Below are 23,977 nucleotides of genomic sequence, written 5' to 3'. Positions count from 1 at the left end.
ACCGGAGCCGGCCGGATGCGCTTGCCGCAGAGGCTCGGGGCGTGCGGAACATCGCAGGGGCGCCGCGCGAATCGGGGCGGCACCCCACTTAAAAGTTTACGGGCGCTTCAGCAGCACCTGGTCGATCAGCCCGTACGCCTTCGCGTCTTCGCTCGACATGAAGTTATCACGGTCGGTGTCGCGCGCGATGCGCTCGACGTCCTGGCCCGTGTGCTGCGCGAGCAACTGGTTCAGCCGCTCCTTCAGGTAGAGGATTTCGCGCGCCTGGATCTCGATGTCGGATGCCTGGCCGCGTGCGCCGCCGAGCGGCTGGTGGATCATCACGCGCGAGTTCGGCAGCGCGAAGCGCTTGCCCTTCGCGCCCGACGCCAGCAGGAACGCGCCCATGCTGGCCGCGAGGCCCATGCACAGCGTCGATACGTCCGGCTTGATGAACTGCATCGTGTCGTAGATCGCCATGCCGGCCGACACCGACCCGCCCGGGCTGTTGATGTACAGGCTGATGTCCTTGTCGGGATTCTCGCTCTCGAGGAACAGCAACTGCGCGACCACGAGGTTCGCGGTCTGGTCGTTCACTTCGCCGACCATGAACACCAGGCGCTCCTTCAGGAGACGCGAATAGATATCGTACGAACGCTCGCCGCGGCCGCTCGTTTCGACGACGATCGGCACCAGCCCCAGTGCTTGCGCCTCGAAACCCTGCGGCGCGTTCGAAGCAAGCATGTCCAGCAATTCAGCGCGAGTGATCATTCAATGAACCTTGTTCGAATGGAAAATTGAACGGAGGGAAGCCGCCCGCTCAATCGCCATATTAATGGCAACCGTGCGCTTGACGTAAAAACGGCGTGCAGGCCGTCGCTCCGACAGCCGGCACGCCGCTAGAGCGACACTTACGCTTGCGCCGATGCGCTCGCGAGTGCCTCGAAGCTCACTTCCTTGTCCGTCACCTTTGCCTTGCCCAGCACGAAATCGACGACGTTGCTTTCAACGACGAACGCTTCCATCTCGGCGAGGCGCTGCTGGTTGGAATAATACCAGCGGACCACTTCCTTCGGGTCTTCGTAGCTCTTTGCGAACTCGTCGACTTCCGCGCGGATCTGTTCCGGCTTCGCTTCCAGGCTGTTCGACTTCACGAGCTCGGCCAGCACGAGGCCCAGCTTCACGCGACGCTCGGCCTGCTCGGCGAACATCTCGGCCGGGATCGGTGCGTCCTTCGCGTTCGGCACGCCGCGCTGCGCCAGATCCTGGCGAGCCATTTCGACGAGACGTTGCTGGTCCTGCTCGATCAGCGCCTTCGGCACGTCGAGCTCGGAAATCTTCAGCAGCGCGTCCATCACCTGGTTCTTGACGATCGACTGCGTGCGGCGCTTCGCTTCGCGCTCGAGGTTTTCCTTGATCTCGCCGCGCATCTTGGTGAGGTCGCCGTCTTCGATGCCGAGCGACTTCGCGAATTCGCCGTCGATTTCCGGCAGGTGCGGCCACTCGATCTTCTTCATCGTGACCGTGAATTGCGCGGTCTTGCCCGCGACGTCTGCACCGTGGTAGTCGTCCGGGAACTTCAGGTCGAACGTGCGCGATTCGCCGGCCTTCAGGCCCAGCGCCGCGGTTTCGAATTCCGGCAGCATGCGGCCTTCGCCGAGCACGAACGGGAAGTCTTCGGCCGTGCCGCCCTGGAACGCGACGTCGTCGATCTTGCCGACGAAGTCGACCGTCACGCGGTCGCCGTTCTTCGCTGCGGTGTCCGCGCCGCCGTCGCCGTGCTCGCCGGCTTCGCCGCGTGCGTGGTAGTGCACGCGCTGCTTGCGCAGGATGTCCAGCGTGCGGTCGATTTCGGCGTCGCCGATCGACGTGGTCGAGCGCTCGACTTCAGCCGTCGCCAGATCGCCGATCTTCACTTCCGGGTAGACCTCGAACGTCGCGTCGAACGCGTACGCATCTTCGGCTTGCTCCTGCTTCGGCTCGAAGCTCGGCTGGCCGGCGACGCGCAGGTTTTCCGCGCGGCTGATCGTGAAGAACTCCTGGCCGATCTTGTCGCTCAGCACTTCCGCCTCGACCTGACCCGAGTACTGCTGCGCGACCATCTTCAGCGGCACCTTGCCCGGGCGGAAACCCGGCATGCGCACGTTCTTCGCGAGTTTCTGGATACGGGCGTCGATTTCCTTCTGCACGGTGTCTTTCGGCAGGGAAATCGTCACGCGGCGTTCAAGCTTGCCGAGGTTCTCAACAACGTTAGCCATGGCTTCAATCGTCCTAAAATTATTCGAGCGAATCGGGTTTTCCTTGCCGTGCCTGCCTGCGGCGCTACTGCGACACGCATACACGCCGCGCCGGAGCGCCACGCCATCCCTGCACGCGCCGGATGGCTAGCGCAAGCGGCTCGGAGCACGGCTTTGGCCGGAAGAATCGACTATTCTAGCAAACAATTTTCCTCGCACCTCCAGTTCGGCGCGACGCGCATGCGTCTGCGCCATGTCGGCAGCCCCTTGCACGGCAATGCGCGCGGATCGCCGCTATGCCGTACGCCGTATCCACCGCGGGCCCGCCATCCTGTAAGCTCCGATTGAGGGTGCGCCGCCGTCGCGCCCCATTATTCTTCACACCAATCACGCCTTCCGGAGACACCATGCCGCAACACCCGTCCGCGCCTGTCGTCGTCATCGCGCCCGATTCGTTCAAAGGCTCGCTTTCCGCCGAGCAGGTCGCGGATGCGATCGCCACCGGCATCCGCCGCGCGCGCCCCGACGCGGTCGTGCGCTGCTGCCCGATGGCCGACGGCGGCGAAGGCACGCTCGACGCGATGCTGGCCGGCGGCGGCACGCGGCGCTCGCTGCGGGTGGCCGGCGCGTCGCTCGCGGCACGCGACGCGGCGGTCGGCGTGATCGACGCGCGCACCGCGATCGTCGAGACGGCCGAGATCGTCGGCATTACCGATCCGGTCGGCATGAGCGTGCCGGTCGACGCGCGCAGCACGCGCGGCATGGGTGAGGCGATCCGCACGCTGCTCGACGGCGGTGTGCGACGCTTCTTCGTCGCGCTCGGCGGCAGCAGCACCAACGACGCGGGCGCCGGGCTGCTCGCGGGCCTCGGCCTGCAATGCTTCGACGCGGCCGGCCAGCCGGTCGAGCCCGTGCCGTCGCGGCTCGCCGACATCGCGCGCATCGACGCGTCGGCGCTCGACCCGCGCCTGAAGGAAACGGAATTCGTCGGCATGTCCGACGTCGACAACCCGCTGACGGGCGCGCACGGCGCGACCGCCGTATTCGGCCCGCAAAAAGGCGTGACGTCCGCGCAGGTTGCGACCCTCGACGCCGCGCTCGGCCATTTCGCCGATCTGCTCGAAGCCGCGCTCGACCGACGCGCCCGCGACCTGCCCGGCGCCGGCGCCGCGGGCGGCCTCGGTTTCGCGCTGCACATGCTCGGCGCGCAGTTCGAAGCCGGCGCCGAAGTGGTCGCGCGGCAGGTCGGGCTCGACGCGGCGCTCGCCGGCGCCGACTGGCTGATCACCGGCGAAGGCCGCTCCGACGTGCAGACGCTGCACGGCAAGGCGCCGTTCATCGCGTGCCGGCACGCACAGGCCGTCGGCGTGCCCGCGTCGCTGCTGTCGGGTGCGGTCGACCCGGCCGCGCTGCCGCGCCTGTCCGAACATTTTTCCGGCTGCTTCTCGCCGGCTCCCGGGCCGATCACGCTCGACGTCGCGATCCGCGACGCAGCGAACCTGCTCGCGAACGAAGCGGAGCAATTGACACGCCTAAAGTACGGCGCACACTGACCGTTGACCCGAGCGCGCGATACAGGAACAATCGGGCCCGCCCTTTTTCTTCAGGATTCGCTATGAAAGGCCGTCAAACCGGGCTCGATCAGTTTCTGACCTATCGCCTCCATGCACTCACGAAGCGATCCGACCGCGGGATCGGCGAGGTGTACCGGCACAAGCTCGACATCTCGCTGCCCGAAGCACGCGTGATCGCCGCCGTCGGCGCGTTCGGTCCGTTCTCGATCATGGATCTCGCGCGCCACACCAATCTCGACAAGAGCCAGGCGAGCCGCGCGGCCGAAGCGCTGCTGCGCCAGGGGCTGCTCGAGCGCAGCGCGAGCGACGAGGATGGCCGGATCGTGCTGATCGCGCTGACCACCGACGGCCGCGCGCTGCATCGCAAGATCATGCCGATCGTGCGCAAGTGGAACGACGGGTTGCTCGCGTGCCTGTCTGACAGCGAACGCCAGACGTTCGAGCGGCTGCTCGACAAGGTCGTCGCGCACGCAACCGAGCGGGACGACTGAGCCGCGTGACGGGCTCGGCATCGGCAGACGATCGAGCGCTGCCGGCAGCATTGATCCGACGAATTCGACGGGCCGCCCGGGCCGCGTAACCAGCGACCGGGCGGCCCGTTTTGCATCGTGCGGCGGCATCCGCCAAGGGTCGCGCTTCGCCGCGTTGCCCGCGACCGCGAATCCATCAGGCTCGCAGACGCTACAGCCCGCTGTTGGCCGCGCGCTGGCGCAGCAGCCCGAGCACCGCGTCGCAATACGGGGTCGGCACATCGAGCTTGCGCCCGAGCTCAGGAAACACGCCGAGGATCGGCCCGATCTCGAGCGGACGCCCCGCTTCGAAATCCTGCAGCATCGACGTCCTGAACGCGCCGAGCTTGCGCGTGACCGCGATCCGTTCGGGACCGCTCATCCCCGTCGACAAGCCGAGCTTCGCGCCGATCGCGGCAGCCTCCTCCATCATCCGCAGCGCGAGATCCTGCGTGAACGGATCGTCGAGCAACTGCTCGGCCGTCGATCCCGTCAGCGCACTCAGCGGATTCATGTTCATGTTGCCCCACAGCTTCGCCCAGATCTCGGTCCGGATCGCGGGCGTCGATTCAACGTCGAAACCACCCGCCGCGAGCGCAGCGGCGAACCGTGCGGTGGCCGAGTCGAGCCGCGGATCGGGTGCGCCGACGATCAGCCGGTTGCCGCGCCCGCGGCGCACGACGCCCGGCGCGTCGGTGCTCGACGACAGGTGCACGACGCAGCCGATCGCCTGCGCGGGCGGCAGCGCCGCCGACACCGCGCCGGCCGGATCGACCGCGTCGAGCGGCACGCCGTCGATCGGTCCTTCGAGCCCATGCGTGAACCACCACGGCAGCCCGTTCATCGCCGCGACGATCACGGTGTCCGGCCCGACCAGCGGCGCGATGCGCGCGGCCAGCGCCGGCAGCGCCTGCGCCTTCAGCGCGATCACCACGTAGTCCTGCACGCCGAGCGCGGCCGCATCGTCGCTCGCGCGCACCGGCACCGACGATGTGACGCCCGCCTCGTCGATCACGCGCACGCCGTGCGCGTTCAGCGCGTCGAGCGTCGCGCCGCGTGCGTATGCGCTCACGGTCATGCCGGCCCGCGACAGCGCGGCCGCGAGCAATCCGCCGATCGCGCCGACACCGACCACCGCCGCGCGCACCGACCCTGAATTCGTGTCGTTCATGATGGAATTCCGTCTCCCGGGAGCTGACGAGCATAACGCTCAATAGTTGCGGATACAACCATTATGGCGGAGCGTGCCACGTGCGCGCGTTCGAGCGATTCAGCGCGGCTCGCCGCCCGCTTCCACCGGTTCGTCATCGGTCGCGCCGCCCGTCGCGCCGAGCACGCCCGCGATCTGGCTCTTGTCGTGCATGCCGAGCTTGCGGTACGCACAGCGCAGGTAGTGGCGCACGGTCGTCGGCGAAATCGCCATCTGTTGCGCGACTTCCTTGTGCGAACGGCCGGCGCCGTAATAACGGATCGCGGCCAGCTCGCGCGGGCTCAACCGGTCGAGCAGCGAGCGCGGCCGTGCCTCGATCTGGAACAGCCCCGCGACGGGCACGCACTGGATGCGCAGCGCATCGCCTACGAACGGCTGGCCCGACTGGCGCCGCAGGTGCGCGACGAGCGGCTGCGGCACGCGCGCGCCGGCCCACGCCGGCCATTCGGCGCGCAGCACGTCGTCAAAGCCATGATCGGCGTGGTGGAGCACGCCGAAGTTGTCGCACAGCGCGCGTGCGGCCGGTGCGACCGTATCGCCGCGCTCGCGCGTGAGCTGCGCGGCGCGATTGACCGTGAGCGCGGCCGCGAGATGCGGAATCACTTCCTCGAAACGACGCGCATCGTCGTCGCTGAACGGGCGATTCAGGCCCTGGCGGTAGATCGACATGAACGTCGTCAGGCCGAAGCGGCGATCGAGCGTGCACACGCACATCAGTTGCGCGAGCCCGTACTTCACGCACCAGTCGCGAAACCGCGCATCGAGCCCCGGCTCGACGACCGACAGCCGCACCGCACGTCCGTGCGCGCCGCGCAGCGTGCGGTGCGCGAGCGGGTCGCAGTCGCGCACACGCTTCCAGTCGCCGAAGAACGCGTGCGGCAGGCGATACAGGAAGCTGTTGTGCATCACCGGGCCGGTGGACGCATGCGTCGCGATGCCCGTCCATGCGGCGTCGAACGGGACGAGCGCCTGCAGCAGCGTAAAGAAGCGGTATTCGAATTCGCCGATGCCGGACTGCGCGGCGACCGCGTACAGATCGAGCAGCATCAGCCCGAGTTCGCGCTGCGATGCGTCGCCGCGTGCGACACCATCGAAATCGGCACGACGCGAAGGCAGCGGCGGCCACGCGAATTCGTCGAGCACGATGGCGGCCGGCACGTCGCGCAGCGCCTCGAGATCCTGCCCGGTATCCGTCGTGATCCTCACCTTCCGCTCCCCTGCCCGACCGGGCCGCTGATGCGCGCAACGCAGTCCGCCGATTATAGCGAGCGGCTTTTTTGGCGGGCCACGGTGCCGGAACCGGCGGCAACCCCATCCATTTGAACGGTGCGCGGCACGTTGCTGCTCCGCAGCACGCCGCGCCGCTGCATCGCGCCGCGTGCATGCCGAGCACCGCGGGTTTTCCGCACCGTTCATCTGTACGACTGTTCGAAGGTTTTCCCGCTGCGGACACTGCGTCGCGACAACACCAACGACAAACCGATGCAGCACGGTATGGAGAACCCCTCGTGACGAAACCCAGCTTCATCCGCACGGCCGCGGCCGCCGCGACGCTCGCCGCGTGCAGCGCCGCCGCGCACGCGCAGTCGACCTTCACGCTGTACGGCGCGCTCGACGCCGGCGTGCAATACCTGACGCACGCCGACGGGCGCCACTCGGCCGTGCAGTTGCAGAACTACGGCATCCTGCCTTCGCAGATCGGGCTGAAGGGCAACGAGGATCTCGGCGGCGGCTGGCGTGCGCTGTTCAAGCTCGAACAGGGCCTCAACCTCAACGACGGCACCGCGACCGTGCCCGGCTACGCGTTCTTTCGCGGCGCGTATATGGGTATCGCAGGGCCGGTCGGCACCGTCACGGTTGGCCGGCAGTTCAGCGTGCTGTTCGACAAGACGCTGTTCTACGACCCGCTCTGGTACGCGTCGTACAGCGGCCAGGGCGTGATCGTGCCGATGAACGCGAACTTCATCGACCACTCGATCAAGTACCAGTCGCCGACGTTTGCCGGCTTCGACGTCGAGGCGCTCGCCGCGACGGCCGGCGTCGCCGGCAATACGCGTGCCGGACGCGTGCTCGAACTCGGCGGCCAGTACACGAGCAACGGCCTGTCGGTCAGCGCGGTGCTGCATCAGGCGCACGGCGATGTGTCGGCGGCCGACGACGCGTCGGCGCGCCGCCGCGAGCTCGGCACGCTCGCCGCGCGCTATTCGTTCGCGTCCCTGCCGCTCACCGTCTACGTCGGCGTCGAACGCCTGACGGGCGACCTCGACGCGGCGCGCACGATCGTCTGGGGCGGCGCGCGTTACCTGAGCTCGAACGGAATCGGCCTGAACGCGGGCGTCTACCACACCGACTCGCGCACGCCGGCGATCGGCCATCCGACGCTGTTTATTGCGAGCACCACGTACGCGCTGTCGAAACGCACCGTCGCGTACGCGAACCTCGGTTATGCGCGCAACAGCGGCCAGAGTTCGCAGACCGTCTACGAATACGACCCGACGCCGCTCGCCGGCGCGTCGCAGTTCGGCGCGATGGTCGGCATGTACCACCTGTTCTGATTCCCCAACGAGATCCCGCCATGAAAACCCTGTCTCCGGATGCCGCACTCTCGCCCGACGGCCGCGCGCCGACGTTCGCGCGCTCGACGCTCGCCGCGCTCGTCGTGTTCGCGGCCATCACGCCATTGCTGCTGCTCGTCGCACCGGCCGTCGCGAGCCAGCTCGCGATGCAGCTCGGGCTGTCCGCATCGCAGATCGGCACCTACTTCTTCGTCGAACTCGGTGCGTTCAGCCTCGCGACCGTGCCGTCGTACCTGTGGCTCGGCCGCGTCGACGCGCGCCGCGTCGCCGCGTTCGCGATCGCGCTGTTCGGCGCGGGCAACCTGCTGACCGCGCTGTGGATGCCGGGCTTCGCGGCGCTGCTCGCGCTGCGCGCCGTCACCGCGCTCGGCGGCGGCTCGCTGATGGTGCTCTGCATGACGAGCGCGGCAACGAGCAGCAACAGCGACCGCGTGTACGGGCTGTGGGTCGTCGGCCAGTTGGTCGCGGGCGCGATCGGCCTGTTCGTGCTGCCGCATGTGTTCGCCGCGTTCGGGCTGCGCGCGCTGTACATCGCGCTCGCCGCGCTGGCGCTGCTCGCGGCACCGCTGTCGCGCGGCTTTCCGTCGTCGCTCGGCGCGCGGATGGCGTCTGCGCAAACCGCGCATGACGCTGCGACGCATGCGCCGCGAAGCTTCGTCGTGCTCGCAATCGGCGCGGTGCTGACGTTCTATCTCGCGATCGGCAGCGTGTGGACCTTCGCGAGCCGCGCGGCGGCGGATGTCGGGCTCGATCCGCAGTCGACCGGCAACGTGCTCGCGATCGCGAGCGTGATGGGAATCGCCGGCGCGGCACTCGCGTCGTGCGCCGGCGGCCGGCTCGCGCGGCGCGCGATGCTGGCCGCCGGTTACGCGCTGCTCGCGGCCTCGCTCGTCGCACTCGCCGCGATGCGGCACGCGGGCGGCTACAGCGCGGCGATCTTCGCGTTCAAGTTCGCGTGGACCTTCGTGCTGCCGTTCATCCTCGCGACCGTCGCGCAGATCGACACGTCGGGCCGCCTCGTCGCGACGCTCAATTTCGTGATCGGCGCCGGCCTCGCGGCCGGCCCGCTGCTCGCCGGCCTGATGCTAGACGCCGGCGGCACGATGCGCGCGCTGTTCGCGGCCGCGACGGCCGTCGCGATCGTTTCGTTCGCCGCGCTGCGCCATATCGATCGCAGCGCACGCCCAGCCGTTTCCTCCCAACCGTGACAGGTCACGCACATCCATGAATCGCACTGCCTTCTTCACCGACGAACGCACTTTCTGGCACACCGGCGGCACGCACGCGCTGTTCTTCCCGGTCGGCGGCTGGGTCCAGCCGCCGTCGAGCGCGGGCTACGCGGAATCGCCCGATTCGAAGCGCCGCTTCCTGTCGCTCGTGCAGGCTTCGGGCCTTGCCGCGCAACTCGACCTGCGCGGCGCCGCCCCAGCCACGACCGCCGACCTGCTGCGCATTCATCCGGCGCACTATCTCGACGCGTTCCGCGCACTCAGCGACGCGAACGGCGGCGACCTCGGCGATCTCGCGCCGTTCGGCAAGGGCAGCTACGAGATCGCCGCGCTGTCGGCCGGCCTCGCGATCGCGGCGGTCGACACGGTCGTCGGCGAGCGCGCGGCCAATGCGTTCTCGCTGTCGCGGCCGCCCGGCCATCACTGCCTGCGCGACCGCCCGATGGGCTTCTGCATGCTGGCTAACATCCCGATCGCGATCGAGGCCGCCCGCGCGAAACACGGCATCGAGCGCGTCGCGGTGATCGACTGGGATGTGCATCACGGCAACGGCACGCAGTCGATCTACTACGACGATCCGGACACGCTGACGATCTCGCTGCACCAGGATCGCTGCTTCCCGCCCGGCTACAGCGGCGCGGACGATCGCGGCGAAGGCGCGGGTATCGGTGCGAACCTGAACGTGCCGCTGCTCGCGGGCAGCGGCGACGATGCGTATCGCTACGCATTCGAGCGGATCGTGCTGCCGGCGCTGGAACGCTTCCGGCCCGAGCTGATCGTCGTTGCGAGCGGCCTCGACGCGAGCGCGGTCGACCCGCTCGCGCGCATGCAGCTGCATACCGACAGCTATCGGTTCATGACGCACGCGGTGAAGGATGCCGCGCGGCGCCATTGCGACGAGCGGCTCGTGATCGTTCACGAAGGCGGTTATTCGGAGGCCTACGTGCCGTTCTGCGGGCTCGCGATCGTCGAGGCGCTGGCCGGCATTCGCACCGACGTCGCCGATCCGATGCTCGACCTCGCGATCGCGCAGCAGCCGGGCGAGCGGTTCGTCGCGTTCCAGCGCGAGCTGCTCGACGAACTGGCTGCGTCGTTCGGGTTGTAACTTGTAACGCTCGGGAATGAACATGACGGGGCCGGCATGCGCCGGCCCTTGCGCGATCCGTGCGGATGGGGTTTCCTGTGCTTTTACCCCTGTTTCGGCCGAGGCCGCACTCTTCCGATGAAATCGTCCCCGCGCGATAACAACGACAATGCCAAGACGCGCCGCCAGCCTTCGAAGCTGGTGCTGAACATCGCCGCCGTGGCAGTCGGCCTCATCACGTTCGCGATCGGCGCGGCGTGGTTGATCTATAGCTGGGTCGTCGATCGCGAAGCGCAGTATTTCGCGATCCCGCTGGTGTTCTCGGTTCCGGTGATCGTGGCGGTCGCGATCCGGAGCTTCTGGGAGTAGATGCGCTTGAAACAAAAAAGCGCTGCGGTCAGCCGACCGGCAGCGCTTTTTCGGGAACGGCACCCTGACGGGTGCTGGTCCGACTTCTGGTGCGTGAGGCCGGACTCGAACCGGCACACCCTTGCGGGCGTCAGGACCTAAACCTGGTGCGTCTACCAATTTCGCCACTCACGCGCATTTTCCGTCGCCTGACCGCGCGGCACGCAAGATGCGTTCTCCGCGCGCCCGGTACCGCTCGGGACACTTCACGCCGGCCTGAAAACCGGCACGTCCGATCAGGCGAGCGCGAGATTCTACCCGATCCGTGCGACCTTGTCTCGCCCTGCCGGCACCCGTCGTGCAGCGGTGCTAGAATGCCGCGCTCGACGTTTCGGCACCGCGCCGCCGCGCGTCCCCCGAACCCGCCCCCACCCGATTCCGCCCGTGAACTTCGACGACTACTGTCAGCAAAAGGCCGCCCCCGCGGGCTCCAGCGTCTACTACGCGTTGCGTCAGGCGCCGCTCGCCACGCAGCCGCGCCTGACGGCGCTGTTCGCGCTGCGCCGCGAGCTCGAGGAAACCGTCAAGGAAACCAGCGACCCGACCATCGGCCACACGAAGCTCGCGTGGTGGCACAAGGAACTCGCGGCGCTGGCCGACGCTCAGCCGTCGCACCCCGTCACGAAGGCGCTCGCGCAGCATCATCCGGCGATCGCCGCCGAGGCCGACGCGTTGCGTACGCTCGTCAACGGTTACGGGATGGACCTCGAACAGGCGCGCTACCTCGATTTCGCGAACCTGCAGCGCTACATCGCGCAGGTCGGCGGCACCTTCGCGTCGCTGGTCGCGCGCGCCAGCGCCGCGAACCCGGCCGACCCGCAGCCGTGGGCCGCGGACACCGGCCGCGCGCTGATGCTCGCGCAATTCGTGCAGGAACTCGGCAACGACGCGCGCCACGGCCGCATCTACCTGCCGATCGACGAACTGCAGCGCTACAACGTGACCGCAGCCGATCTGCTGAACCGCCGCTACAGCCCGGCCTTCACCGAGTTGCTGCAATTCCAGACGGCGCGCGCGCGCGAAGCGCTCGCGGCCACTGATGCCGCGATCCCTGCGCCCGAACGCCGCGCGCAGCGCACGCTGCGCGCGCAGATCGCGCTGGCCGGCGCGCTGCTCGACGAAATCGAGCGCGACGGCTACCAGGTGCTGCACCAGCGCATCGCGCTGACGCCGATCCGCAAGCTGTGGATCGCGTGGCGCGCCGCACGCCGGCGCTGAACCTGACGCATCACGCCTTCAACAACGGCAGCGTGTCGAAGCGCTGCTGCAGCACGCGCGTCGCGTCGAGCCCCCACCACGGCCCGAGCACGGTCGCGTAGAGCTGGCGGAAATCGACCGCGACCGGCAGGTTGCCGTTGCCGTCGAGCCGCCCGAGCGCCGGCGGCGCGCCGTACAGGCCCCCGGCCACGCGGCCGCCCATCACGAAATGCGGCGCGGCCGTGCCGTGATCGGTGCCGTTGCTCTGGTTCTCGCGCACGCGCCGCCCGAATTCCGCATACGTCATCACGAGCGTCTGGTTCCAGCGCCCGAGTTCGATCAGCGCGCCGCGCATCGCGCTCATTCCTTCCGCAAACTGCTTGAGCAGCGCGGCCTGCTGCCCCGGCTGGTTCTGGTGCGTATCGAAGCCGTTGAGCGTCAGGCGCAGCACCGCGACGCCATCCTGCGCACCGGGCCCGGACGCTTCGCATGCGGCCAGCACCTGCATCGCGGTCTTGACCGACGTGCCGAACGTGCCGGCCGGAAACGCCGTCCTGAATTCACGCATCCCGCCGCGCGGGCGCAGCCGGTCGGCTGCCTTCACGATGTCGTTCTCGACGTCGATGATGTGCGCCAGCGCCGGGTTCTGCTCGCGCAGCGACGACGGTTCGGCGAGCCGGGCCGCACGGATGAACTGCGCGGGATTGACGAGCGCGATCGCGCGCGCGCCGTTCGCGAGCGGCCCCATCTCCGCGCTGCCGAGCACGACGCCGTCCGCCGCGAAACCGGGCGGCACCGGCGCCTGCGCGAACGTGCGCGTGAGCCAGCCTTCGTGCAGGTACTGGTCCGAACGCGACGCGGTATCCCAGATCTCGATCGAGCGGAAATGCGACAGATTCGGCTGCGGATAACCGACGCCCTGCACGACCGCGACCTGCCCGTCACGCCACAGCGGCATCAGCGGCGCGAGCGACGGGTGCAGCCCGGTGTGCGCGTCGAGTTGCAGCACCTGCTCGCGCTTGATGCCGATGCCGCGCCGGAACTGGTAGTACAGCGGGTCCGCATACGGCACCACCGTGTTGAGGCCGTCGTTGCCGCCCTTCAGCTCGACGAGGATCAGCACGTTCGCATAGCCGGCCGCCGCTTGCCGGCCAGTTGTCGCCCCCGAGGCCGCCAGCGCGGGCGACTGCCACATCGACACGCCCGCCGCGGCAGCGGCGCCCGTCAGCGTCAGAAAATCACGTCGGTTCATCGCGCATCCTTTGGTTCGCCGCTCGGCACCTTGGCCGCTCCGGCGCTCCGATTCGTCGTCGTTTGCATCATTTCAGTTGATAGGCCGGATCCATCAGCAGCGCTTCGAGATACGCGCTGCCGGTCGAATCCGTGTCGATCGCCGCGACCGGCGACACCGGCAGCACCGCGTGCTGGAGCTGAAGCTCGGTCGACAATCCCGCGATCGCCTGCGGCCGCGCGCGATATTGCGCCAGCCAGCGTTCGAGGTCGAAGCGCAGGCCGCCGCGCGCGGGCTTGGCCGGCGCGCCGCGCATGCCGGCGGCGGACGCCGTGTCGGCCACCGGCATCGCTTGCGCACGCGCATTCGGCGGCGGCGCCATCGGATGCGCCGGCGGCCGCATGCCGGCCGTCTCCGTCGCGCGGAACAGTTGCTCGACGAACTGCTTGCGCGCCAGCAGCGTGGTGCTGTTGATCCACAGCGCGCCGCCCGGCCAGCCCTTCACGTTCGGCGGATAGAACAGGTTCTGCCCGAGCGTGCGCACGGTGTTCGCGAGCATCTGCGGATCGCCGTACGCGACGTCGAACAGCCGCACCGACCCGACGACGAACTCGGCCGGCGACTTGACGAGCACGCCGCGGTTGCGCGGATCCCAGAATGCGTCGGTCGACCACAGCGCGGCGAGCGCCGTGCGAATGTCGTAGCCGCTCGCGCGAAACCGCTCGGCCAGGCTATCGAGCGCGCCGGCGTCGGGCGTATCCGACACGAACTCGCGCCACAGCTTGCCGACGATGAAGCGCGCGGTGCCGGGCCGCTTCAACAGGATGTCGACGAAGCCGTCGCCGTCGAACGGCCCCGTCTCGCCGAGAATCGTCTTGTCGCCCGCGTCGTGCCATTCGGGCCGCACCTCGAAGCGCAGCGTATCGGGATCGATCGTCCAGCCCGTCATCGCACGCGCGGCTTCGGTCACGTCGTACTGCGTGTAATGCCCTTCGCCGAGCGTGAACAGCTCCATCACCTCGCGCGCGAAATTCTCGTTCGGGCGCCCCTTGCGATTGCTCGCGCCGTCGAGATACTGCAGCATCGCCGGGTCCTTCGCGACCGCGTGCAGCAGCGTGCCGAAGTTGCCGAGCGCCTCGCGGCGAAAGAGCGCGTTCTGCGCGGCCATCGTTTGCGGATAAGGCACCTTGTCCTGCCCCGACGTGAAGTGCCCGTGCCAGAACAGCGTCATGCGCTCGGTCAGCGGCGACGGCGTCACGACCATCTCGTTGACCCACGCCGCGCGCAACGCCTCGTAGCGGCGATCGCGCTCGCGCTGCTCGTCGCGCCGCATGTCGGGGGTCAGCGCCTGGCGCTGCGCGCGCGTCGGCGGCAGCTCGGCGAGCCAGTCGGGCCACGCCGTGACGGGTTCGCGGCGAACGTTGCCGAGCGTGTCGGCCACGACCTGCGCGCGCGTCATGCCGACGATGCGCGCGACCTCGGCGGGCGCGGGAGAGAAACCGGTGCGGCTCAGGAAAAACAGCGCATCGTCGGCGTCGAGCGCCGACTGCATGGCGGGCGACGGCACCGGTGCGGCAGCGTTCGCTTTCATCGTCATGGACTCCCGGAACGCACCGGCGGTGCGGATGCCGGTACAACGGCAATCGGCAGGCGAAAGTTGACGGAAAAAGTGCTACGAATTTTTTCGGCGCGGTGTGTTCCGCGCAGGTCGAGGACGGCACGCGTCAGCGCTTGTACAACTCGCGAACGGCGTCTTCGATGTGCTGGCGCAAAAGGTGGCGCTCCTCGGGCGTCATGTGCCCGTCGCGGCGGCGCTGTTCGAGATCGGGAGGCACGGCGGAACGGACCGTCGTATCGGCGGCATGATCGGGCTGCTGCGTTTTGCCGCGCGGCAGCTTGCGCGACGGCGCACCCTGCTCGGGGCGCTGCGCATACGCGAAGTTCGACGCATATGGACCGGCAAGCGCGATCGTCAGCATCAGTGCAATCCGGGCAGATCGCATGACCGTCCTCGCTTCTTTGGTCGATTTGTTCCCTTCGTCACGCGGCAACCGGCTACCTCTGGTACTTGAAAAACCCTGCGGAATTCGGGTGTGCAAAGATGAAAGATGGAATGCAGGGGAGTATCTACCGAACTTCGGCTTCGAGTAAAGGAATCTCTATAGCCTGCCTTTACTCGGCGCGACACTACGGGTAAATTTTGTAACCGACTGTAACGCGCGAAAATTCGCGGCCGTGCGCCAATTCCCATTCGCGATAAGATGCCGATCATGGAAACGAAAAACCCCTCCAAGATTCTCGTCGTCGACGACGACCCACGCCTGCGCGATCTGCTGCGCCGCTATCTCGGCGAGCAGGGTTTCAACGTATATGTCGCAGAAAACGCGACCGCGATGAACAAGCTCTGGGTCCGCGAGCGCTTCGACCTGCTCGTGCTCGACCTGATGCTGCCGGGCGAAGACGGCCTGTCGATCTGCCGCCGCCTGCGCGGCAGCAACGACCGCACGCCGATCATCATGCTCACCGCGAAGGGCGAGGACGTCGATCGCATCGTCGGCCTCGAGATGGGCGCCGACGATTACCTGCCGAAGCCGTTCAACCCGCGCGAACTCGTCGCGCGCATTCACGCGGTGCTGCGCCGCCAGGCGCCGGCCGAACTGCCGGGCGCACCGTCCGAAACGACCGAGGTGTTCGAGTTCGGCGAGTTCTCGCTGAACCTCGCGACGCGCACGCTGACGAAGTCCGGCCAGGAAATTCCGCTGACGACCGGCGAGTTCTCGGTGCTGAAGGTGTTCGCGCGTCATCCGCGCCAGCCGCTGTCGCGCGAGAAGCTGATGGAGCTCGCGCGCGGCCGCGAATACGAAGTGTTCGACCGCAGCCTCGACGTGCAGATCTCGCGCCTGCGCAAGCTGATCGAGCCGGATCCGGGCAGCCCGCGTTTCATCCAGACCGTCTGGGGCCTCGGCTACGTGTTCATTCCGGACGGCGCCGCCTGATTTTTTCTTTTCCGGTTTCGCCCGCCCACGGCCCGTCCCATGCGTATTGACCGGCGCCTCCTGCAGCTCGCATTCGGCGGGCTGTTCTGGCGCACCTTCCTGCTGATCGCGCTGCTGATCTCGGTCAGTCTCGCCGCGTGGTTCCAGAGCTTTCGCGTGATCGAGCGTGAGCCGCGTGCGCAGCGCGTCGCGCTGCAGCTCGTCGCGGTCGTGAAGCTCACGCGCACCGCCCTGCTCTATTCCGATCCCGATCTGCGGCGCGCGCTGCTGCAGGATCTCGAGAGCAACGAGGGCGTGCGCGTTTACCCGCGCGAGAAGACCGACAAGTTCAAGCTGCAGCCCGACGAATCGCTGAATCGCCTGATCGAGCACGACATCCGCAGCCGCCTCGGCGACGATACCGTGATCGCGCAGTCGGTCAACGACATTCCCGGCGTGTGGATCAGCTTCAAGATCGACGACGACGATTACTGGGTCGCGCTCGATCGCGACCAGCTCGACAACGTCACGGGCCTGCAGTGGGCCGGCTGGGGGCTGTTCGCGCTCGCGCTGTCGCTGTTCGGCTCCGCGTTCATCACGAGCCTCGTGAACCGGCCGTTCTCGCGGCTCGCGCTCGCCGCGCGCCAGGTCGGCTCGGGCCAGGCGCCCGAGCCGCTGCCCGAGCGCGGGATGGGCGTCGCGGCCGACACCAATCGCAGCTTCAACCAGATGGTGCGCGACCTCGAACAGCTCGAGGCCGACCGCGCGCTGATGCTCGCGGGCATCTCGCACGACCTGCGCACACCGCTCGCGCGGCTGCGCCTCGAAACCGAGATGAGCCCGTCCGACCAGGCCACCAAGGACGCGATGGTCGACGACATCGAGCAGATGGACCGCATCATCGCCGCCTTCATCGACTACGCGCGCCCGTCGCAGCGCAAGCCCGAGCCCGTCGACCTGTCGTCGATCGCGCAGGAGGTTGCCGCGCGCATAGCGAGCGAGGACGGCGTCGAGATCCGCACGCGGCTCGCGCCGAGCGCGGTCATCGAAGCCGACGAGACCGACATGCGCCGCGTGATCGGCAATCTCGTCGAGAACGCGCGCAAGTACGGCCAGAGCAAGCAGGACGGCATCTCGCGCATCACGCTCGAGACGCGCATATCGCACGCGCGCGTCGAGCTGTCGGTGAGCGACGAAGGCCCCGGCATCCCCGAAGATCAGCTGCCGCTCGTGATGCGGCCGTTCTATCGCGTCGACACCGCGCGCACCAAGGCGGACGGCACGGGCCTCGGGATGGCGATCGTGCTGCGGCTCGTCGGCCGCTATCGCGGCGCGCTGCGACTGCGCAACCGCAACCCCGAAGCGGGCCTCGAAGTCACGCTCGAATTCCCCGGCGCCGGCAAGGCGCGTGCGACCGCGTGACGCGCTCGCGCACGCTTCTTGCGCCCCACACTATCGATCCGGTTGAAAAAAACTATGAAGATCGTTAGTTAAAATCTATTGAAGCATTTTATTAATAGTGTTATAGTCTGCCGCATGCTGTCACATCATCGTTGCAGCACCGAGGTAGCTTGACTCAGCCTTCTTCCCAACTCATACAGGAGTATCCGCATGAAAACCGTGGGCGATAAACTCGAAGCTTTCACCGTCGTAGCCGCGAAGCCGGGCTTCAACAATCACGAGGAAAACGGCCAGTCGGCGTTCGAGACCGTCACCGAAGCGTCGTTCCCGGGCAAGTGGAAGATCATCTACTTCTATCCGAAGGATTTCACGTTCGTGTGCCCGACGGAAATCGTCGAGTTCGCGAAGCTGACGAAGCAGTTCGAAGAGCGCGACGCCATCCTGCTCGGCGGCAGCTCGGACAACGAATTCGTCAAGCTCGCATGGCGCCGTGAGCACAAGGACCTCGACAAGCTGAACCACTACTCGTTCGGCGACGTCAAGGGCGAGCTGATCGACCAGCTCGGCGTGCGCGACAAGGAAGCCGGTGTGGCCCTGCGTGCAACGTTCATCGTCGATCCGGACAACACGATCCAGCACGTTTCGGTGAACAACCTGAACGTCGGCCGCAGCCCGGAAGAAGTCCTGCGCATTCTGGACGGCCTGCAAACGGACGAACTGTGCCCGTGCAACCGTGCAGTCGGCGGCGCAACGCTGTAAGCGCATCGATGCACGAAGCCCGCGGCGCACGTCCTGCCTGCGGGCTTTTTTAACGGCCAACCCATAGGAGATATCAATGGAATTCATCGATTCGATTAAGGCACGTATTCCCGACTACGCGAAGGACATTCGCCTGAACCTCGACGGCACGATCTCGCGCTCGTCGCTCGAAGGCACCGATGCGGTCGGCGTCGCGCTGGCGGCGGCGATCGCGGCGAAGAGCACGGTGCTCGTGAAGACGATCCGCGAAGCCGGCGTGCTGTCGCCCGAAGAGACGAACGCCGTGCTGACGGCAGCCGCGCTGATGGGGATGAACAACACCTGGTATCCGTATGTCGAGATGGCCGACGACGCCGATCTGAAGACGCAGCGCGCCGAGCTGCGGATGGGTGCGTACGCGACGCACGGCGGCGTCGACAAGCGCAAGTTCGAGATGTACGCGCTCGCCGCGTCGATCGTCGGCAAGTGCCACTTCTGCGTGAAGTCGCACTATGCGCTGCTGAAGGACGAGCAAGGGATGACCGTCACGCAGCTGCGCGACGTCGGCCGCATCGCGTCGGTGATCAACGCCGCCGCGCAGGTGATCGCCGCCGAAGGCGAGTAAACGGCTGCATGAGCGGTTTCGCCGCGCGACCGGCAGCCGTGCCGGAGCGGCAGCCGCCCCAAACGAAAATGCCACGCACCAGCGTGGCATTTTTCATTTCCGCAGCACCACCGCGCGCGGAACGAGCCGCGCGCCGCCACAACCGGCCATCAGCCGCCCTGCCTGACCAGCAGCGCGGCAGCCTGCGCCTCGATGCCCTCGCCGCGGCCGAGATAGCCGAGCTTCTCGTTGGTCTTCGCCTTCACGTTCACGCGGTCGAGCGGCAGCCCGAGATCGGCCGCGATGTTCGCGCGCATCCCGTCGATATGCGGCGCGAGCTTCGGCGCCTGCGCGATCACGGTGCTGTCGACGTTCTGGATCGTGAAGCCGGCCGCCTGCACGCGGGCGACGCACTCGCGCAGCAGCACGCGGCTGTCCGCGCCCTTGAACGCCGCGTCGGTGTCGGAGAAATGGCGGCCGATGTCGCCGAGCGCCGCCGCGCCGAACAGCGCGTCGGTGATCGCGTGCAGCAGCACGTCCGCGTCCGAGTGGCCGAGCAGGCCGCGTTCGTACGGAATCGTCACGCCGCCGATGATGAGGGGGCGCCCCGGGACGAGCTGGTGCACGTCGTAGCCTTGTCCGATTCTGAAATCCATGCGTGTTCCGATTGAGTAAGTGTCAGGTGGATTGCGGGGCGCGCGCGAGGATCGCTTCCGCGAGCGCGAAATCTTCCGGATACGTGACCTTGAAGTTGCGCAGGCTGCCCTGCACCACGCGCGGCGTGTGGCCCGCCCATTCGATCGCGCTCGCTTCGTCGGTCAGGTCGTGCCCTTCGCGCTGCGCGCGCAGGATCGCCTCGCGCAGCATGCCGATGCGGAACATCTGCGGCGTCTGCGCCTGCCACAGCGCGTCGCGCGACTCGGTGCGCTCGATCGCGTCGCCGCCGGCCGGCACGCGCTTGAGCGTATCGGCCACCGGCAGTGCGACGATGCCGCCGACCGGGTCGTCCTTCAGCGTCGCGACGAGCGTACGGATCAGCTCCGGCGTGATGCCCGGGCGCGCGGCATCGTGCACCAGCACCCAGTCGTGGTCGGTCGCGCCGAATTCGGCCAGCCCGAGCAGCCCGTTCAGCACCGACGCCTGCCGCGAGCCGCCGCCGCAGCGGCGCACCGCGAAGCGCAGGCCCGCGAAGCGGCGCGCGTCGAAATGGGAATCGTCGGGCGCGAGGACGACGAGCGTCTGCGCGAATTCGCTGCACGCGTCGAACGCGGCGAGCGTGTAATGCAGCAGCGCGCGGCCGGCCAGCGTGCGATATTGCTTCGGCACGGCCGAACCGGAGCGGCTGCCCGTGCCGGCACAGGGAATCAGGGCGAAAAGTCGGGGAGTCACGAAAGGAAACGCCGGAAAGGTGAAATCGAGAAGCGGATTTTATAATAGGTCTTTCGTCTCGACCGGCGCACCGCGATGCGCCCGTGCACGCCACCCCTGCCGTCCCTATGCCAGATAACGCTTCCACCCTGTCCGCCTCGCCCGTTGCCCGCGTCAAACCCGGCCAGCGCTTTGCCTTCGACGGCGCGCACGGTTCCGCCGACGCGCTCGCCATCGCCCGTTATCTCGCCGACAACCGCCGGGACGTGCCGCTCCTCGCGGTGATCTGTGCGAACGCGGTCGACGCGCAGCGGCTCTCGCAGGAAATCCGCTACTTCTCGCCCGATGCGCGCGTACGCCTGCTGCCGGACTGGGAAACGCTGCCGTACGACACGTTCTCGCCGCACCAGGACCTCGTGTCCGAGCGGCTCGCGACGCTGCACGACCTCGGCGAAGGCCGCTGCGACATCCTGCTCGTGCCCGCCACCACCGCGCTGTACCGGATGCCGCCTGCGTCGTTCATGGCCGCGTACACGTTCGCGTTCGCGCAGGGCGAAAGGCTCGACGAGGCGAAGCTGAAGGCGCAGCTCACGCTGGCCGGCTACGAGCACGTGAGCCAGGTCGTGCGGCCCGGCGAATACTGCGTGCGCGGCTCGCTGATCGACCTGTACCCGATGGGCTCGCCGCTGCCGTACCGGATCGACCTGTTCGACGACCAGGTCGACTCGATCCGCGCGTTCGACCCCGACACGCAGCGCAGCCTCTACCCGGTGCGCGACGTGCGCCTCTTGCCCGGCCGCGAGTTCCCGTTCGACGAAGCCGCGCGCACGGCCTTCCGCAGCCGCTGGCGCGAGACCTTCGAAGGCGACCCGAGCCGCGCGCCGATCTACAAGGACATCGGCAACGGCGTGCCGTCGGCCGGCATCGAGTATTACCTGCCGCTGTTCTTCGACGAAACGGCCACGCTGTTCCACTACCTGCCGCAGGACGCGCACCTCGTGTTCACCGGCGATCTCGAAGCGTCGATCCGCCGCTTCACGGCCGATACGAAGCAGCGCCACGCGTTCCTGTCGCACGATCGCGAGCGGCCGATCCTGGAGCCGCAGCGCCTGTTCCTGTCCGACGAGGATTTCTTCGCGTTCGCGAAGCCGTTCGCACGCGTCGTGCTGCCCGCGCAACCGGCCGGCGGCTGGGCGACCGCGCTGCCCGAACTCACCGTCGACCGGCATTCCGACGATCCGCTCGCGTCGCTGCGTACGTTCGTCGAATCGTCGGGCAAGCGCGTGCTGCTGACCGTCGAATCGGCCGGCCGCCGCGAGACGATCCTGCAGTTGCTCGCCGAGCACCATCTGCGGCCGGTGTCGAACGACCATTTCGCCGGCTGGCTCGCGAGCGACGAACGCTTCGCGCTCGGCGTCGCGCCGCTGTCGAGCGGCTTCGCGGTGCCGGGCGAAGGCTACGCGATCGTCACCGAGACCGAGCTGTACGGCGCGCTCGGCCGCCGCGCGGGCCGTCGCCGGCAGGAACAGGCCAGCAACGTCGACGCGATGGTGCGCGACCTTTCGGAGCTGAAGGTCGGCGACCCGGTCGTCCACGCGCAGCACGGCATCGGCCGCTACATGGGCCTCGTGTCGATGGATCTCGGCGAAGGCGAAACCGAATTCCTGCATCTGGAATACTCGGGCGACAGCAAGCTCTACGTGCCCGTCTCGCAATTGCACGTGATCTCGCGCTACAGCGGCGCCGATCCCGACAGCGCGCCGCTGCACGCGCTCGGCTCCGGCCAGTGGGAGCGCGCGAAGCGCAAGGCCGCGCAGCAGATCCGCGATACGGCCGCCGAGCTGCTGAACCTGTACGCGCGCCGCGCGGCCCGCGAAGGCCACGCGTTCGCGCTCGACCCGCGCGACTACGTGAAATTCGCGGAAAGCTTCGGCTTCGAGGAAACGCCCGACCAGGCTGCCGCGATCGCGGCCGTGATCGGCGACATGACGAGCGGCAAGCCGATGGATCGCCTCGTGTGCGGCGACGTCGGCTTCGGCAAGACCGAGGTCGCGCTGCGCGCCGCGTTCATCGCGGTGATGGGCGGCAAGCAGGTCGCGCTGCTGTCGCCGACCACGCTGCTCGCCGAGCAGCACACGCAGACCTTCGTCGACCGCTTCGCGGACTGGCCGGTGCGGATCGTCGAGCTGTCGCGCTTCAAGACCACGAAGGAAGTCAACGCGGCGATCGCGCAGATCAACGAAGGCAGCGTCGACATCGTGATCGGCACGCACAAGCTGCTGTCGTCGGACGTGCAGTTCAAGCGCCTCGGCCTCGTGATCATCGACGAGGAACACCGTTTCGGCGTGCGCCAGAAGGAAGCGCTGAAGGCGCTGCGCGCGGAAGTCGACGTGCTGACGCTCACCGCGACGCCGATCCCGCGCACGCTCGGGATGGCGCTCGAAGGGCTGCGCGATTTCTCGGTGATCGCGACCGCGCCGCAGAAGCGGCTCGCGATCAAGACCTTCGTGCGCCGCGAGGAGGAAAGCGTGATCCGCGAGGCGATGCTGCGCGAGCTGAAGCGCGGCGGCCAGGTGTACTTCCTGCACAACGAGGTCGAGACGATCGAGAACCGCAGGGCAATGCTCGAGGAGCTCGTGCCCGAGGCGCGCATCGTGATCGCGCACGGCCAGATGCACGAGCGCGAGCTCGAGCGCGTGATGCGCGATTTCGTCGCGCAGCGCGCGAACGTGCTGCTGTGCACGACCATCATCGAGACCGGCATCGACGTGCCGAGCGCGAACACGATCATCATGCACCGCTCGGACAAGTTCGGCCTCGCGCAGCTCCACCAGTTGCGCGGCCGCGTCGGCCGCTCGCATCACCAGGCCTATGCGTACCTGCTGGTCCACGATCCGCAGGCACTGACCAAGCAGGCGCAGCGCCGGCTGGAAGCGATCCAGCAGATGGAGGAACTCGGCTCGGGCTTCTATCTCGCGATGCACGACCTCGAGATCCGCGGCACCGGCGAAGTGCTCGGCGACAAGCAGTCGGGCGAGATCCACGAGATCGGCTTCCAGCTTTATACGGACATGCTGAACGACGCGGTGAAGGCGCTGAAGAACGGCAAGGAGCCCGACCTCACCGCGCCGCTGGCCGCGACGACGGAAATCAACCTGCATGCGCCCGCGATCCTGCCGGCCGACTACTGCGCGGACGTGCAGGAGCGGCTGTCGCTGTACAAGCGTCTCGCGAACTGCGAGCACGGCGACGCGATCGACGGCATCCAGGAGGAACTGATCGACCGCTTCGGCAAGCTGCCGCCGCAGGCGCACGCACTCGTCGAGACGCACCGGCTGCGCATCGCCGCGAAGCCGCTCGGCATCGTGAAGATCGACGCGAGCGAAGCCGCGATCGGGCTGCAGTTCGAGCCGAATCCGCCGATCGATCCGATGCGGATCATCGACATGGTGCAGAAGCACCGGCACATCAAGCTCGCGGGCCAGGACAAGCTGCGCATCGAGACGCGCTCGCCCGATCTCGCGATCCGCGTGTCGACGATCAAGGAAACGCTGCGCGCGCTCGCGCCGAAGCAGGGAGCGGCCGCCGCGGTGCGCTGAGGGCCGCGGCGATGCTGCACCGCACCGCGCCCGGCGCAGGCGGGCCGGCGCGTTTTTG

21 protein-coding genes and 1 tRNA gene are annotated in these 23,977 nt (G+C 67.9%); 12 read left to right on the top strand and 10 right to left on the bottom strand.

The window, feature by feature from the left end; genetic code table 11:
* Positions 1 to 96 precede the first annotated feature (96 nt).
* Positions 97 to 750 (bottom strand): ATP-dependent Clp endopeptidase proteolytic subunit ClpP, encoded by a 654-nt coding sequence (gene clpP, locus KVT39_RS14875; RefSeq protein WP_010092137.1) that lies wholly within the window; start codon positions 748 to 750, stop codon positions 97 to 99.
* Between the two features lie 140 nt (positions 751 to 890).
* Positions 891 to 2,237, bottom strand: coding sequence for a trigger factor (gene tig, locus KVT39_RS14870; RefSeq protein WP_034181190.1), 1,347 nt, complete (start codon positions 2,235 to 2,237; stop codon positions 891 to 893).
* 386 nt (positions 2,238 to 2,623) lie between these two features.
* Here tig and KVT39_RS14865 point away from each other — a divergent pair, with 386 nt between their 5' ends.
* On the top strand, positions 2,624 to 3,769 hold the full coding sequence (locus tag KVT39_RS14865) for a glycerate kinase (protein ID WP_217589452.1): 1,146 nt from the start codon (positions 2,624 to 2,626) through the stop codon (positions 3,767 to 3,769).
* 62 nt (positions 3,770 to 3,831) lie between these two features.
* A complete protein-coding gene (locus tag KVT39_RS14860; RefSeq protein WP_034181188.1) occupies positions 3,832 to 4,281 on the top strand; it encodes a MarR family winged helix-turn-helix transcriptional regulator in 450 nt (149 codons plus the stop codon).
* A gap of 190 nt (positions 4,282 to 4,471) precedes the next feature.
* On the opposite strand, the gene KVT39_RS14855 is transcribed toward KVT39_RS14860, so the two are convergent.
* Together KVT39_RS14855 and KVT39_RS14850 are read right to left on the bottom strand one after the other, a co-directional pair.
* The gene (locus KVT39_RS14855) at positions 4,472 to 5,470 is read right to left on the bottom strand and encodes a 2-dehydropantoate 2-reductase (RefSeq protein ID WP_034181187.1); all 999 of its coding nucleotides are present in this window, start codon (positions 5,468 to 5,470) and stop codon (positions 4,472 to 4,474) included.
* A 99-nt stretch (positions 5,471 to 5,569) separates the two neighbouring features.
* A complete protein-coding gene (locus KVT39_RS14850) occupies positions 5,570 to 6,715 on the bottom strand; it encodes a helix-turn-helix transcriptional regulator (RefSeq protein ID WP_217589450.1) in 1,146 nt (381 codons plus the stop codon).
* 302 nt (positions 6,716 to 7,017) lie between these two features.
* Between KVT39_RS14850 and KVT39_RS14845 the strand changes: the two genes are divergently transcribed.
* From KVT39_RS14845 to KVT39_RS14830, 4 genes are all read left to right on the top strand, one after another.
* A complete protein-coding gene (locus tag KVT39_RS14845) occupies positions 7,018 to 8,064 on the top strand; it encodes a porin (RefSeq protein ID WP_217589448.1) in 1,047 nt (348 codons plus the stop codon).
* 20 nt (positions 8,065 to 8,084) lie between these two features.
* Positions 8,085 to 9,293: an MFS transporter gene (locus tag KVT39_RS14840; RefSeq protein WP_217589446.1), complete on the top strand. Its 1,209-nt coding sequence runs from the start codon at positions 8,085 to 8,087 to the stop codon at positions 9,291 to 9,293.
* A 16-nt stretch (positions 9,294 to 9,309) separates the two neighbouring features.
* Positions 9,310 to 10,419 (top strand): class II histone deacetylase, encoded by a 1,110-nt coding sequence (locus tag KVT39_RS14835; protein WP_217589444.1) that lies wholly within the window; start codon positions 9,310 to 9,312, stop codon positions 10,417 to 10,419.
* Positions 10,420 to 10,536: 117 nt separating this feature from the next.
* Positions 10,537 to 10,767, top strand: coding sequence for a hypothetical protein (locus KVT39_RS14830; protein ID WP_217589442.1), 231 nt, complete (start codon positions 10,537 to 10,539; stop codon positions 10,765 to 10,767).
* An 87-nt stretch (positions 10,768 to 10,854) separates the two neighbouring features.
* On the opposite strand, the gene KVT39_RS14825 is transcribed toward KVT39_RS14830, so the two are convergent.
* Positions 10,855 to 10,941, bottom strand: a tRNA-Leu gene (locus KVT39_RS14825).
* 249 nt (positions 10,942 to 11,190) lie between these two features.
* On the opposite strand from KVT39_RS14825, the gene hpnD reads away from it, so the two are divergent.
* Positions 11,191 to 12,024, top strand: a complete 834-nt coding sequence (gene hpnD, locus KVT39_RS14820) for a presqualene diphosphate synthase HpnD (protein ID WP_034181180.1) — start codon at positions 11,191 to 11,193, stop codon at positions 12,022 to 12,024.
* Positions 12,025 to 12,034: 10 nt separating this feature from the next.
* Here hpnD and KVT39_RS14815 read toward each other — a convergent pair whose 3' ends face one another.
* From KVT39_RS14815 to KVT39_RS14805, 3 genes are all read right to left on the bottom strand, one after another.
* Positions 12,035 to 13,255, bottom strand: a complete 1,221-nt coding sequence (locus KVT39_RS14815; RefSeq protein WP_034181179.1) for a DUF1501 domain-containing protein — start codon at positions 13,253 to 13,255, stop codon at positions 12,035 to 12,037.
* A gap of 67 nt (positions 13,256 to 13,322) precedes the next feature.
* Positions 13,323 to 14,825 carry a DUF1800 family protein gene (locus KVT39_RS14810; protein ID WP_217589440.1) on the bottom strand — a complete coding sequence of 501 codons (1,503 nt, stop codon included), beginning with the start codon at positions 14,823 to 14,825 and terminating at the stop codon, positions 13,323 to 13,325.
* A 133-nt stretch (positions 14,826 to 14,958) separates the two neighbouring features.
* Positions 14,959 to 15,237 (bottom strand): hypothetical protein, encoded by a 279-nt coding sequence (locus KVT39_RS14805; RefSeq protein WP_034181178.1) that lies wholly within the window; start codon positions 15,235 to 15,237, stop codon positions 14,959 to 14,961.
* A gap of 267 nt (positions 15,238 to 15,504) precedes the next feature.
* Between KVT39_RS14805 and ompR the strand changes: the two genes are divergently transcribed.
* The 4 genes from ompR (at position 15,505) to KVT39_RS14785 (ending at position 18,973) form a co-directional block, all read left to right on the top strand.
* On the top strand, positions 15,505 to 16,230 hold the full coding sequence (ompR, locus tag KVT39_RS14800) for a two-component system response regulator OmpR (RefSeq protein WP_004199523.1): 726 nt from the start codon (positions 15,505 to 15,507) through the stop codon (positions 16,228 to 16,230).
* 39 nt (positions 16,231 to 16,269) lie between these two features.
* Positions 16,270 to 17,631 carry an ATP-binding protein gene (locus KVT39_RS14795; protein WP_034181177.1) on the top strand — a complete coding sequence of 454 codons (1,362 nt, stop codon included), beginning with the start codon at positions 16,270 to 16,272 and terminating at the stop codon, positions 17,629 to 17,631.
* 189 nt (positions 17,632 to 17,820) lie between these two features.
* On the top strand, positions 17,821 to 18,369 hold the full coding sequence (locus tag KVT39_RS14790) for a peroxiredoxin (protein WP_034181176.1): 549 nt from the start codon (positions 17,821 to 17,823) through the stop codon (positions 18,367 to 18,369).
* Between the two features lie 76 nt (positions 18,370 to 18,445).
* Complete coding sequence (locus KVT39_RS14785; protein ID WP_034181175.1) at positions 18,446 to 18,973, top strand: carboxymuconolactone decarboxylase family protein; 528 nt, start codon at positions 18,446 to 18,448, stop codon at positions 18,971 to 18,973.
* A gap of 149 nt (positions 18,974 to 19,122) precedes the next feature.
* Here the strand turns inward: KVT39_RS14785 and ispF are convergent, their stop codons facing one another.
* Both ispF and ispD read right to left on the bottom strand, forming a co-directional pair.
* Complete coding sequence (gene ispF, locus KVT39_RS14780) at positions 19,123 to 19,608, bottom strand: 2-C-methyl-D-erythritol 2,4-cyclodiphosphate synthase (RefSeq protein ID WP_034181174.1); 486 nt, start codon at positions 19,606 to 19,608, stop codon at positions 19,123 to 19,125.
* Between the two features lie 22 nt (positions 19,609 to 19,630).
* Positions 19,631 to 20,341, bottom strand: a complete 711-nt coding sequence (ispD, locus tag KVT39_RS14775; RefSeq protein ID WP_217589438.1) for a 2-C-methyl-D-erythritol 4-phosphate cytidylyltransferase — start codon at positions 20,339 to 20,341, stop codon at positions 19,631 to 19,633.
* 107 nt (positions 20,342 to 20,448) lie between these two features.
* Here ispD and mfd point away from each other — a divergent pair, with 107 nt between their 5' ends.
* Entirely contained in the window at positions 20,449 to 23,919 is a 3,471-nt protein-coding gene (mfd, locus tag KVT39_RS14770) for a transcription-repair coupling factor (RefSeq protein ID WP_105390491.1), read from the top strand.
* Positions 23,920 to 23,977: the final 58 nt, after the last annotated feature.

It is taken from the genome of Burkholderia sp. GbtcB21 (genome assembly GCF_019091065.1).
Classification (GTDB): Bacteria; Pseudomonadota; Gammaproteobacteria; order Burkholderiales; family Burkholderiaceae; genus Burkholderia; species Burkholderia pyrrocinia_C.
This window is presented reverse-complemented; position numbering and strand designations above follow the sequence as displayed.